The organism is Lentzea albidocapillata subsp. violacea (assembly GCF_900100275.1).
Lineage (GTDB): Bacteria > Actinomycetota > Actinomycetes > Mycobacteriales > Pseudonocardiaceae > Lentzea > Lentzea violacea.
In genome coordinates, this window is the sequence record NZ_FNET01000004.1 from 65,025 (window position 1) to 77,888 (window position 12,864).

Consider the following 12,864-nt stretch of genomic DNA (forward strand, 5'->3'; position numbering starts at 1 on the left):
TCAGCCGACGCCGACGTGGTGCAGCGCCGCGGGCCGGTCCGGGCGTCCGGCTGTCGACCGAGTATAGTTTCCTCGGAATCAAGTTCTGCGGAAGGCTCATGGACCCGACGGAAGTGATGCTGATGGACGACGGCGATCAGCCTGAGGCGATCGAGGTGCGCGGTGCGCGGGTGCACAACCTGCGGAACGTCGATGTCACGGTGCCGCTGCGCAAGCTCGTCGCGCTGGCCGGGGTGTCGGGGTCCGGCAAGTCGTCGCTGGCGATGGGAGTCCTGTACGCGGAAGGGTCCCGCCGGTACATCGAGGCGCTGTCGACCTACACCCGCCGGCGGATGTCGCAGGCCCCGCGAGCAGCCGTCGACAGCGTCAGGCACGTCCCGGCCGCGCTGGCTCTGCGGCAGCGCCCTGGTGTTCCCGGCGTGCGCAGCACGTTCGGCACCTCGACCGAGCTGCTGAACGTCCTACGCTTGCTGTACTCCAGGCTTGGTTCGCACTGCTGCCCGAACGGTCACCGCCAGCAGCCGACGATCGACGTCGCCCTCAACCTCGACCTGACGTGCCCGGTGTGCGACGTCTCGTTCTACCCGCCGGGCGCGGAGTCGCTGGCCTTCAACTCCGATGGCGCGTGCCCGCACTGCACGGGTACCGGGGTCGTCCGTGAGATCGACGAGGAACGCCTCGTCCCCGACACCTCTCTCACCATCGCGCAAGGGGCGGTGGCTCCGTGGTCCATGTTCGGCCTGACGGTGATGCCACAGGTCATCGCGGAGTTCGGGGTACGCGCCGACGTGCCCTACGCGGATCTGACCGCCGAAGAGCGCGACATCGTCATGCACGGTCCGGCGGAGAAGCGGCACATCAGCGTCCCGTCCAAGAACGGCAAGCTCTTCGAGCTCAACTTCACCTACCGCAACGCCCGGCAGGCCGTCCAGGAAGCACTGGACAACGCCACCAGCGAGCGCGGGCTGAACCGGGTGAACAGGTTCATCAGCACCCAGGGGTGCCCCACCTGCCAAGGCACGCGATTGAGCGAACAGGCACGAGCGTCCCAGGTCGACGGGATCAGCCTCGCCGGCGCCACGGCCAAGACCCTCGACGAGCTCGTCTCGTGGGTGCCCGGGATCGAGAACACCCTGCCGCAGGACATGGTCCCGATGGCGAGGAGCATCGTCGCCCAGCTGCTGCGGACCGCGCGCCGCCTGGTCGACCTGGGTCTCGGCTACCTCAGCCTCGACCGGGCGTCCTCGACGTTGTCCACCGGTGAGCGGCAACGTGTCCAGCTCGCACGCGCGGTGCGCAACGAGACGACGGGTGTGCTCTACGTGCTGGACGAGCCCTCCATCGGCCTGCATCCGTCCAATGTGGATGGACTGCTCGGCGTCCTGCGTGACCTGCTGAAGGACGGGAACTCCGTGGTGCTCGTCGACCACGACGTCCAGGTCCTGCGCGAGGCCGACTGGCTCATCGAGATCGGCCCCGGCTCCGGCGCCGAAGGCGGGAGCGTCCTCGCCACCGGCGACGTGGCCACCCTCGCCGAGCACCCGCGGTCCCTGCTGGGCGGCTTCCTCGCCGGGCGTGAACCGGTCGTCGTGCGGCCGCAGCCTGACAGTGACGAGGTGTTCGACCGCGGCCGCATCCACCTCTCCACGCACCCTTTGCACACGGTGCACGCCCTGGATCTCGACCTCCCGCGAGGCCGTCTGACCGCGGTGACCGGTGTGTCCGGGTCGGGAAAGACCACGCTCATCCTCGAAAGCCTCGTCCCGGCGCTCGAAGCGACCGCCTCCGGCCGCCGGCTTCCCAGCTGGGTCAAGGCAATCGGTGCCGAGGGAATCGCCAGGGTCAACGTCGTCGACGCCACTCCCATCGGCGTGAACGTCCGCTCCACCGTCGCCACCTACAGCGGCGTCCTCGACGAGCTCCGGCGTGCCTACGCGGCCACCCCGGCGGCACAGGAGCGCGGGTTGACCGCGAGCGACTTCTCCTACAACACCGGATCGCTGCGGTGTCCCCGCTGCGAAGGCACCGGCCAGGTGTCGCTCGACGTGCAGTTCCTCCCCGACGTCGACATCGTCTGCCCGCAGTGCCAAGGCTCCCGCTACGCCCCGGCCGCGAGCGACTACCGGCGCGGTGCGGGCGCGGAGGGGATCTCCCTGCCCGCCCTGCTCGCCCTCACCGTCCGGCAGGCGGTCGAACAGGTCCGGGACATGCGCCGGGTCCGCACCCGGCTGGAGACGCTCGTCGACCTGGGGCTGGGCTATCTCACCCTCGGTGAAGCCACGACGACGCTCTCCGGCGGTGAAGCGCAGCGGCTCAAACTCGCGTCGGAACTCGACCGGAACCAGACCGATGCACTCTTCGTCCTCGACGAACCCAGCGTCGGTCTGCACCCACTCGACATCCGCACGCTCCTATCCGTGATCGGGCGCCTCACCGACAAGGGTGCCACCGTCATCGTCATCGAGCACGACCTCGACATGGTCGCCAACGCCGACTACGTCGTCGACATGGGCCCAGGCGGCGGGACGGCCGGGGGCACCATCGTCGCCACCGGAACGCCTCGGCTCCTCGCCCGCGAACCGGGCAGCCTCACCGCCCGGTACCTGCGCGACCACCTCGCCGCCGCGCAGGACCGCCGAGTGTCGCGGACGACTTCCGCGCCACGCTGAACACTCGAGGTCAAGCGCTCGCGCGGAAGGCGGCGCGAAGGTCGGCGAGGATCTTGGCCAGCTGCTTGAGCGACCGCTCCGGGAGCACCGAACCGACCCGGATCTCCAGCTCGTCGTCGAAGACCTTCGCGGCCTTGGCCACCACGCGCCGGCCGGAGGGCGTGAGCTCCACAATGGACGAACGCCGGTCGTCCGGGTTGGCACGGCGCCGGCAGTAGCCGGCGGCCTCGACCCGGTCGACGACCTTGCTGGTGCCACCGACCGTGATCCCGAACTCCTCCGCGAGGTCCTGCACCCGGCAACCGGCACGCTCGTCGAGCAGCCGCATGACCTCGAACCAGGTGAGCTGCAGGTCGCACTCCGCACGCAGGCGCGCCTCGACGGCACCCCACAGCTCGATCTGAAAACGAACCAGATCGCTGAACACCGCCCTCAGATCCGCCACAGCTTCCCCGCGCCTTCTTTCCGGTCTCGCGCGATAACGTCCACGGAAGCATATTCCCTCGAACGCGAAGAGCCCGCTGACCTGGAGTTCATCCAGGATCAGCGGGCCCACGGCGTGCTGCTTACGAGGCCTTCACCGAGAACGAGTCGAAGGTGGCCGTGCCCGAGATGGTCGCGGCGTGTGACGTCCAGATCATGCCCGCGTCCTGGGTGGCGGCGACACCTGGCACGGTGACCGGACTGCCGATCCGGTGCCACACCACGCCATCGCTCGACCAGGATCCGGTGTAGACGTTGCCGTCGCGGACCAGTCGCAGGTGTAGAGGTCCTGCCGCCGGGGCATTGGGATCGCTCATCCCCGACTCGAGATAGCCGTCGCCGTCGGCGTCCCACTGCAGTGTCGCCCGCGTCGCCGGCATGTTGACCAGTACCACGTAGCCGGCCGACCTACCCCATGCGGTGAGGTCGTTGCGGAACACCAGACCGGCTTTGGTGTAGATGCTCGGCTGGTCGTAGGCGGCCACCCGGACGGTGGCGGTGGTGTTCCGCCCGGCGCCCTGTTTCGCGTAGATCGTTCCGTACTGGTCGTCGCGCTGTGGTGGCCCGCCCCAGATGTCGCTGCTGGCGTTGGTGATCGTGAAGCTGCCGTCGAGCTCGCCGAAGCGGGTGGGCACGTTGCCGTATGTCGACAGTGACGTGACCGGGCTGAGCGGTGCGATACGGACCTTCCGCGTCGTCGTGAATCGCTTTCCCTGGCTGGTGTAGGCGACCGTGACGGTGAAGTCCTGTGGCTGCAGCGAGGAGAACGACGCCGGAGCGGTGACCGTCCACTTGGGTGTCGCCGTCGCACCGGGCAGCAGGATCCCGGGAGTCAGCGCGGCGGCAGCCGTCTTCCAGTCCTTCGGCCCGGTGATGGTGGCGCCCACGAAGGTCAGACCCCGCTGTGGATCGAAGTTCGACAGCGGCACACTGATCGTCGTGGACGCTTTCGCCGCCAGCTCGGGGTTCGCTGCCGAGGCGGCGACCCCCAGTGGTGGCCTCTCCGGATCTGCCGTGGACCGCAGCGGGCGTTCCAGACCTGACTGGTACATGATCCGCGAAGCCGCGGGCGGGAGGTCCGCGCCCAGGGCGATCACGTTGGTGGAGCTGCTGCGCGGGGCTTTGCCGAAGTCGCTGGAGGCGACGTCGGCCGAGATGTAGTTGGTGTCGTCGCGCAGGTCGCCGCTGGTGGAGGTCTTCGGAGCGTTGGTGTGCAGACCGGACCGGGTGCGGATCAGGACGTTGTCGGTGACCGTGATGAACCGTGAGCCTTCGTCCAGGTAGAACCCGAAGGAGTAAAGGGCGGCGGGGGCCATGCTGTCCCGGCAGAAGTTGCCGTCGATCGTCGAGCCGGGCATGGCCGACAGGGTGTAGATACAGGCCCCGTCGTTCATCAGGGTCATCACGTTGTACAGGTAGTTCTGGCTGATGCGCACGTCTTTCAACGTGGTGGGCGTCTGGTAGGGCGGGAAGTACCGGTAGGTGCCGCGGGCGGCGTACTCGGGGCTGCCACCGGGGTCCATCATGCCCCAGCCCCAGCCCACGTTGATGCCCGAGTACGGCTGGTTGTAGACCTCGTTGTGCGCGATGCTGAGACCGGTGACGTAGGTGGCGAAGATGCCGGCCTGTTCCTGGTAGTCGATCGCCGTGTCGTGGACGGAGTTGTTCGTCACGACGATGTTCTTGTTCGTCATCCGCGCGTCCGACGGGTGGTGAGCGTCCGCTCCGACCCCGCCGATGATGACGCCGCCGCCGGCGTTGTGGGCGAAGGTGTTGCCGGTGACCGTGATGTCCTGGGCGGCGAGCCCGACACCTGAGCCGTTGGACGCGGCGTCGTTGCCGATGCCCAGAGCGCTCGATCCCAGGTTGGTGAAGGTGTTGCCGCGCAGGGACAGGTTCGTGGCGGCCGAGATCTGCACGGCACCCGAGGTCAGCCGCGTGTGCTGGCGGGTGCCCTCGTACCCGGCGCAGCCCGCCGCGCACGTGGAGAACGCGTCCGCCGGCCGCGTCGGCTGTGCGCCGGGCAGGACGGCTCCGCTCTGGCCGACCGCGTATCCGTTGTCGCTGTTGGGATAGAGCCAGGACGTTCCGGTGAACGTCAGTCCGGCGAACTCGAGGTTGCGCACCGGCTTGTCCAGCGTGCCGGCCACCTGCAGCAGTGACTCCAGGTAGGGAAGCTGCACGTCCAGCCGGCGGATGTCCTCACCGGCAGCCGGCTTGTAGTGGAGCATGCCGGCGGCGCCGTCCAGGAACCACTCCCCCGCGCTCAGGAACCGGGGTGCGTTCTGCAACGAGAACCGTGCCGGACGGAAAGGGGACTGCACCGTGTCCCAGCCGAACGTGTTGTTGTCCCAGGCCGGCTGGGCCAGCGTCACCTGGTTGCCGTCGACACTCGCGACCGGCGTGTACCGGTCGGTGAAGGACAGCACGGCCCGGAAGTCCATTGCGGACGGATCCCGTACCTGACGGAGCTGCTCGGCCAGCGCCGGGTCGTTCACGACGAAACCCTGGGGGTTCAGCGTGATCGCCAATGACGCGACCGCGATCTGCGCGCGTGGAGCCAGTTTGCCGTTCACGTACAGCTGGCGACTGTCGAAGCCGGTGCCCACCTTGGCGGCGAAGACACCGTTCGCCGGGTCGCTGAGGGTCCACCCGCTCACCGGACGGGCACCGGTGAGGACAGGGCGCGCGCCGGGGGCGGCCTGCCACTTCACGGTCCTGCCGTCGGCGCCCGAGTCGCGTGCGTCGAAGATCAGCGGCGCCGTGAGCTGGTAGCGGCCTGCGCCTACCACCACGGTCACGTCCCGGGCCCTCGCCGCGGCACGGCGAGCGACGTCCTGCGCGGTACCGATCGAACACGGGGCGATGGCTTTGCACGCGGCGCCTTTGCCCCCAGGGGACACATGAATCGTGTCCGCCTTCCAGTCGGCGGACGCGGGCGGAGCCACCACGACGCTCAGTAACGCGGCCACCACACCCGTGGCCGCCGCAAGCCGTCGCCTTCTGCCTGATCCAGTATCCGGTGGTCGCATTCACGAACTCCTTTGTTGACGTGAACTGCTCGAAAGAGCCGCTGTCACAACAGTTCCCACAGCCGGTCGGGAATCCTGGCCGTCGCCCGGGCGGTCGTTTCCGCGACCTCCCGGGCCGTGCGCGGACCGGCGACCACAGAGACCACCGCGGGATGGCGAAGCGGGAACTGGAGCGCGGCGGACGGGAGTCGTACGCCGAACCGCTCGCACACGTCGGCGATCTCGCTGACTCGGGCCGAGGTGTCGGTGTCCGCCGGTGCGTAGTCGTACCAGGAACCGGGTTCTGGCCGGTCCCGCGCGAGGATTCCGCTGTTGTACGGCGCCGCGGCCACGACACTCACCCGGCGTTGAACGATTCCGCGAGCAGCCGGTCCGCGGAGCGGTCGAGCAGTGTCCATCGGCCCGCGATCATGATGACGTCGACCGCGGCTTCGCGGACGAGCCGCAACGCGACGGACACCCTGTTGACGCCGACGCCGATGGCGTCGGCCACTCCCTCGTCGCGCCACCGCGCGAGAGCGGGCAAAGCCTTCGTCACCACGGCCTCGACCGCTTCGGTGGTGTCCGGATCGTGCACGTACACGATCTCCACACGATCCATCCGCAGGCGGTCGAGACTCGACTCGAGGCTCCGGCGCACGCCGTCGGCGGTGAAGTCGAACCGGCGGCGGAGAGTGTCCGGAACGTCGAAGTCCGCGTCCCGGCCCGTGGGCGCCGGGTTCGGTTCGAGTAGCCGGCCGACCTTGGTGGAGACCACGAACTCGCTGCGAGGCCGGGTGGCGAGGGCCGCACCGAGGCGCCGCTCGGACAGGCCGAGACCGTAGTGTGGCGCGGTGTCGAAGTAGCGGATACCGGCATCCCAGGCACCTGCGACCGCGCCGGCAGCGGTGTCGTCGTCGATGGCATGGCCGAGGTTGCCGATGCTCGCCGCGCCGAACCCGATCTCGGTGACCGCGACACCGGTACGGCCTATCGGGCGCCGGATCATGTCCGTCATTCCTTCGAGGCGCCGGCGAGCATCCCGGAGACGAGCGCGCGCTGCGAGACGAGGAAGATCACCAGGATCGGCAGGATCGTCACCAGCGCGGCCAGTGCCAGCTCGGGCCGCCGGATGTCGATGATTCCCGAGGAGGTGTTGAAGACCGGGGACGCGGTCAGCATGTTCGTCAGGCCGACCTGTGCCGGGTAGAGGGTGTCGGAGGGCAGCATGACGAACGGAAGGAAGTAGTTGTTCCAGTTCGCGACGAAGCTGAAGAACAACACCAGCGCGACCACCGGCTTGGCCAGTGGCAGAGCGATGTGCCGGAACGCCTGCCACTCCGTGCAGCCGTCGATGCGCGCCGCGGCGAGCACGTCGGGCGGCAGGTTCGTCGAGTAGTAGATGTAGGTCAGGTACACCCCGAACGGGAAGAACGACAGCGGCAGGATCACCGACCAGATCGACCCGGCCAGGCCGACGGCGTTGAGCTCCAGGTAGAGCGGCAGCACCAGGGCGGCCGCGGGCATCAGCATGCTGATCAACGTGGTCACCAGCAGCAGCTTGCGGCCACGGAACCGCATGACCGCCAGGCCGTACCCCGCCGGGATCGCCGTGACGAGCGTGATGGCCAGCGCGCCGAAGGCGTAGACGGCCGAGTTCGTCAGCCAGGTCAGCAACGCGCCGTCCTGGTAGGCGAAGACGCGCTGCCACGCCGTGGCGAAGTTCTCCCACGAGCCGAACGACAGCCCGTCGCCGCGGATGATGTCGCTGTCGGTCCGGGTCGGGGCCAGGACAAGCCACACCACCGGCAGCATGAAGAAGGTCAGGAACAGGCCCAGCACCACCGTCCAGGCCACCCTGGCCGCGACACCCGACGGCCGGCGGCAGGCGTTGCGCCGGGCCGGCCCGCGGGAGACCGCCGGCGCGACGGCATCGCGCGAGCGTGTGTCCGTACTGACTGCACTCATGGTCCTAGTCCCTGTCGAAGAGTCCGGTGCGGAACACGACGACGACCGCACAGATCAGGCCGAGCAGCAGCAGATCCACCGAGATCGCGGCGGCGCCATGAAAGTCGTTGGCGGCGAACGCGTACTGGTAGGCGAGCTGGTTCGGTGACCAGCTGTCGGAGATCTGCCCGAAGCTCGCCGTCGAGACCAGTTGCGGTTCCATGAACAGCTGGGTGCCCGCGGCGACGGCGAGGATCAGCATGTACGCGACCCATTTGCCGATCATCGGCAGCTGGATCCGCCACGCCAGCTGCCAGACCGTCGCCCCATCGATCCGTGCCGCTTCCAGTACCTCGTGGGAGATGTTGTTCAGCGCGCCGTACATGACCACGATCCAGCCGCCCGCGCCGGTCCAGAACGCGATGATCATGAACAGCACCGGCAGGTTCCCCGGCGCGATGGTGGCCGACAGACTCTGGTAGCCCAGCAGCTTGAGCAGCGGTGCCACCGGACTCGCGTTCGGGTCGAGCAGGATCAGCCACACGACGATGCTCGCCACACCCGCCAGCGCACCCGGCAGGTAGAACAGGAACCGCAGAGTCGCGGTGGTGCGGCGCATCCGGCCGTGCAGCATGATCGCCAGCAGCACGACGAAGACGAGCAGCGCCGCCAGCCAGAACACCAGGTACAGACCGATGTTCGCGAAAGCGGGCAGGAACCGGGGGTCGGCGAACGTCCTGGTGAAGTTGCCCAGCCCGACCAGTTGCCCGCGCGAGTTGGTCAGTGCCAGCCAGATCGCGTACAGCGTGGGCAGCACGCCGAACGCCAGCAGGAGAACCGTGTAGCCGCCGACGAACAGATAGCCGGCGTTGACCCGGCGCGGCCGGTCAGTTGACCTGGTAGCCAAGGGATCGCGCCTTCTGCTCGATGGCTGTCTGCCAGTCCGGCAGCTTCGAGGTGAGGGTGTCGCCCGCTGTCAGCGCGGGCAGGATGGTCGAGGAGTAGATCGCTTCCTGGGAGTACTGCGTGGTCGCGGCCCAGTCCGGCCAGACCTGCCCGGCTGCCGCCTCGAAGACCGGCGCGACATCGGCGGCGAAGTAGTTCTCACTCGCCTGCTTCTCCAGCCACACCTTGGCGGCGCTCTTGTCCGCCGGATACGTTCCCGAGGTCTTGAGGAAGTCCTCGTTCGTCGTGACCCACTGCACGAAGTCCGCACCGGCCTTCAGGTTCTTGCTGTGCGACGACACCATCCAGATACCGCCACCCACGCTGCCGGTGAAGGTCTCCTGGTCACCGGCGAACTTCAGGGGCGGGGCCGCGGCGATCTGACCGGCCGGGGTCTTGAACGTCTCGTTGAACAGCACCTGCCCGTACCAGGACGGCCCCGGCATCAGCAGGACCTTGGAGGCGTTGTTCGCGATGAAGCCCGCGTCGAAGACCGTGGTCCTGGCCATGGACCCGGCCGTCATCAAGGTGTCCAGCAAGCTCGCCATGCGGGTGCACTTCGCGTCGCGCAGGTCGACTCGCACGGCCTTCTCACCGGTCAGCACGCTCGCCGGGCACTGGCTGGCCCAGAAGTAGATCTCCTCGGAGTACGCGTCGCCCGCGGTGCCGACGAGATAGCCGGGGTGCTCCCTGGCCACCTTCTCACCGAGGGCCTGGTACTCCTCCCAGGTGGTGGGCACGGTGTAGCCCCATTGATCCATGAGCGGCTTGTTGTACCAGAGCACCACCTGGGCGAGGTCGTTGCGCAGGCAGTACAGCTTTCCGTTGACCTGACAGCGCTCGAGCGCGCCGTCGGCGTACCCGTCGAGCGTCGACTGCGGCACGAGGCCGTCGAGCGGTGCGGCGAAAGGCTTCTCACCCGCCGTGGCCCAGGAGATGTCCTGCGTGTTCGGCCAGACCACGTCCGGCCAGCCCGATCCGGTGCGGTCGAACAGCTGCACCTTGGTCTGCAGTTCGTTCGAGCCGTTGGCGCCACCGCTGTAGGTGACCATCTTGATCTTCACGTCCGGGCGAGCCGCCTGATATGCCTTCACTGCGGGGACGCGCGTGGCGTCCACCCAGATCGTGATCTCGCTGCCTTCCTCCTGCGCGACCGGCTGGAACGGTGCCGCCGCGGAGCCGCCGCCCACGTTCGGATCGGCGCTGCCGCATCCGGCGAGGACGAATGCCAGTGCGGTCACGGCTGCCGGCCAGCGCCGGTTTCTGACGCGGGATACCGGAGATGTGGACATCGATGTCCTTTCTGGACGGTAGAGGCAGGGTCAGAGTGACATGGCGGCCGGCAGGTGCTGGTCCGCGACGTACTGACGCAGGACCGGAGGAAGATCCAGCGTCGGGGGCAGGCCGACACCGGGGCCGCGCGGGGCGTGGACGACTCCGCACGCGTCGATTCCGGGCTCGCGCCGGATCGGGTTGCCGAACACGAGGGACTCGTAGTAGGTCGTGTTGCTGATCGCCATGCACAGGTGCCGGTTGGGCAGTTCGGGTCCGTGCACCTCGGCGCGCAGCCGGAAGGCGTCGGCCAGGTGCGCGGTACGCATGGAGCCCGTGAACCCGCCGCGTAGTTGAGTGCTGGCGCGGACGCCGAACGTCGCCGCCCCCGCGCTGATGAAGTCGGCGGAGTTCATGTGGACCCCGTCGGATGTCTCGCCCACCAGCAGAGGTACGTCGACGGCGTTGGCGAGACGGGCGTACGCGGTGATGCTGAACTCGCGCATGGGCTCCTCGTACCAGAGGTATCCCGCGTCGCCGAGCGCTCTGCCGAGGTACACCGCGTCGGGCAGGTCGAACCCCGCGGAGCCGTCGAACATCAGGGGAACGTCCTCGCCGACGTGCTCCCGCAGGGCGACCGAGAGCTTCGCGTCGCGGCGCGCGTCACCCCATGCGTGCAACTTGATCGCCGGGTAGCCGAGTTCGAGAGCCTGATCGGCGACGTCGAGGTACTCCGCGATCGACCCGTACGTCACCGTGGACGCGTACGCCTGGATCGACGTGCGGAAACCACCGAGCAGCTGCCAGGTCGGCACTCCGGCGACGCGGCCGGCGAGGTCCCACAGCGCGACGTCGACCAGGCCGAGCAGGTAGAGCGGAAGTTCCTCGGTGCGGTCGATCTCCCACATGCGGTGCCACAACCACTCCCGCGCCATCGGATCCTGCCCGACGAGCTCGTTCCGCAGCACCCGGTCGATCAACGACCGAAGCTGCCCGCCGGTGCCACGACGATCAGCGAAGGCAACACCCTCCACGCCCTCGTCGGTGTGGATGCGCAGGACCGCCCCGTCACCGGCCGGCGGACTGCCACGCAGGCCGTCACGCCAGACGAACGCCGGTGTGGCGGCGGGAAGGTCGATCGGATGACACTCGATGTCGGTGATCAGCACGATTCCCTCTAAGGCCGGTCAACAAGTGCCGGAACCATAAGTCGTCATACGACTGACGTCAACAGTCGTATGACGACTGGTGTCTGCTCGGTTTCCGGGTAGAGTCCGTAAGCATGACCAGGGCACAAGGGAAGAACACCGGCCTGTCCGGTCAGCTGACCCCTTTTCCGCGGCGGCCGGCCAGGCTCGCCCTCCCGGTGATCGAAGCTCTCGCTGACCAGATCGTCTCCGGACAGCTACCGGCAGGGTCGCAACTGCCGTCCGAACTCAGCCTGTGCGAGATCTTCGGCGTCAGCCGGATCACCGTGCGCGAGGCCGTCAAAAGCCTGGAGGAGAAAGGGCTTGTCCTGGCCCGCCAGGGCTCCGGGACCACGGTCACCGAGGAGGACGGATGGACACTCCTCGACCCGATCGTGCTCGCGGCGGTCGTGCGGCACGACACCGAGTTGACGTTGCTCGATCAGCTGGTGGACGTCCGCGCCCGGCTCGAGGCACCCATGGCCGCGCGGGCAGCCCGCGACGCGACCCCCGCCGACATCGCCGAGGTGGCCGCGCTCCTCGCACTGCTCGACAGCCAGGTCGACCGGCAGGAACTCTTCGTCGAGACCGATGTCGCCTTCCACGACCGCATCATGCAAGCCTCCGGCGACCGGCTGTCGAGGTCGATCGTGCGCACCGTCCACGCCGAAGCGCGCAAGAGCTACCGCTACTCCGGTGATCCGACGTCGACCGAGTGCAAGGTCAGCAACGACGAACATCGCGCCGTCTTCGAACACATCAAGAACAGGGACGAGGCCGGAGCGGAACAGGCCATGTCACAACACATCCTGTCGGCTTGGAGCCGTCGCCGCCCGCTCCCCTGACTGAACGGCGACCGTCTCCGGCATCGTCCGCGCGATCGGCACCGGCAGCTACGACCTCGACAGGGACGGCGACGGCAGCGCGTTCGAGTAGGTCGGCCGCAGCATCGGCACGAACGCGTGCCGATGGACCCAGGCCAGGTAGATCTCGATCACCGCGAGCACCACGGCGATCACCGCACCGCTGGGCTCCAGCAGCACGTGGAACCCGAAGATCCCGACCACCAGCGGCGCCAGCAGCGCCAGCGCGAGCGGCACGAACCTGTTGGCCAGCAACATGATCCCGGCCACCAGCTCGACAACCTTGGTGACGGGCATGATGAACCCGCTTTCACCGAGTGCGGTGGCGAACGCCACCGCCTCGGCCGACATGCCTTCGGTGGACTGCGACCCGATCCCGAACAATCCGGTGAACCCGGAGAACGTGAACAGCGCACGAACAACACCCGCACGACAACGTTGATGTACTTGAATGCCTTCGTCATGCGGACAAGCATCGAACCTCCAG

At 68.1% G+C, this 12,864-nt stretch carries 11 protein-coding genes; 2 read left to right on the top strand and 9 right to left on the bottom strand.

Translation table 11 applies throughout. The features are described 5' to 3' along the window. The first annotated feature begins 98 nt into the window (after positions 1 to 98). A complete protein-coding gene (locus BLR21_RS10795; protein ID WP_256334619.1) occupies positions 99 to 2,669 on the top strand; it encodes an excinuclease ABC subunit UvrA in 2,571 nt (856 codons plus the stop codon). A 10-nt stretch (positions 2,670 to 2,679) separates the two neighbouring features. On the opposite strand, the gene BLR21_RS10800 is transcribed toward BLR21_RS10795, so the two are convergent. The 8 genes from BLR21_RS10800 to BLR21_RS10830 form a co-directional block, all read right to left on the bottom strand. Further along, entirely contained in the window at positions 2,680 to 3,114 is a 435-nt protein-coding gene (locus tag BLR21_RS10800) for a MarR family winged helix-turn-helix transcriptional regulator (protein ID WP_090005702.1), read from the bottom strand. Between the two features lie 121 nt (positions 3,115 to 3,235). Then, the gene (locus BLR21_RS10805) at positions 3,236 to 5,953 is read right to left on the bottom strand and encodes a right-handed parallel beta-helix repeat-containing protein (protein WP_143027681.1); all 2,718 of its coding nucleotides are present in this window, start codon (positions 5,951 to 5,953) and stop codon (positions 3,236 to 3,238) included. A 275-nt stretch (positions 5,954 to 6,228) separates the two neighbouring features. Then, the gene (locus BLR21_RS43675; protein WP_256334620.1) at positions 6,229 to 6,516 is read right to left on the bottom strand and encodes an aldo-keto reductase family protein; all 288 of its coding nucleotides are present in this window, start codon (positions 6,514 to 6,516) and stop codon (positions 6,229 to 6,231) included. A gap of 5 nt (positions 6,517 to 6,521) precedes the next feature. Continuing rightward, positions 6,522 to 7,172, bottom strand: a complete 651-nt coding sequence (locus BLR21_RS10810; protein WP_256334621.1) for an aldo/keto reductase — start codon at positions 7,170 to 7,172, stop codon at positions 6,522 to 6,524. Positions 7,173 to 7,177: 5 nt separating this feature from the next. After that, on the bottom strand, positions 7,178 to 8,131 hold the full coding sequence (locus tag BLR21_RS10815; RefSeq protein ID WP_090005704.1) for a carbohydrate ABC transporter permease: 954 nt from the start codon (positions 8,129 to 8,131) through the stop codon (positions 7,178 to 7,180). A gap of 4 nt (positions 8,132 to 8,135) precedes the next feature. Then, complete coding sequence (locus tag BLR21_RS10820; RefSeq protein WP_090005705.1) at positions 8,136 to 9,017, bottom strand: carbohydrate ABC transporter permease; 882 nt, start codon at positions 9,015 to 9,017, stop codon at positions 8,136 to 8,138. Then, positions 8,998 to 10,296 (bottom strand): ABC transporter substrate-binding protein, encoded by a 1,299-nt coding sequence (locus BLR21_RS10825; protein ID WP_256334622.1) that lies wholly within the window; start codon positions 10,294 to 10,296, stop codon positions 8,998 to 9,000. Before BLR21_RS10825 ends, BLR21_RS10820 begins: the two co-directional genes overlap by 20 nt. A gap of 81 nt (positions 10,297 to 10,377) precedes the next feature. Then, entirely contained in the window at positions 10,378 to 11,496 is a 1,119-nt protein-coding gene (locus BLR21_RS10830) for an enolase C-terminal domain-like protein (RefSeq protein ID WP_090005707.1), read from the bottom strand. 113 nt (positions 11,497 to 11,609) lie between these two features. Here BLR21_RS10830 and BLR21_RS10835 point away from each other — a divergent pair, with 113 nt between their 5' ends. Beyond that, entirely contained in the window at positions 11,610 to 12,359 is a 750-nt protein-coding gene (locus BLR21_RS10835) for a FadR/GntR family transcriptional regulator (protein ID WP_090005708.1), read from the top strand. A gap of 48 nt (positions 12,360 to 12,407) precedes the next feature. Here the strand turns inward: BLR21_RS10835 and BLR21_RS10840 are convergent, their stop codons facing one another. Then, on the bottom strand, positions 12,408 to 12,761 hold the full coding sequence (locus BLR21_RS10840) for a hypothetical protein (protein ID WP_090005709.1): 354 nt from the start codon (positions 12,759 to 12,761) through the stop codon (positions 12,408 to 12,410). Positions 12,762 to 12,864: the final 103 nt, after the last annotated feature.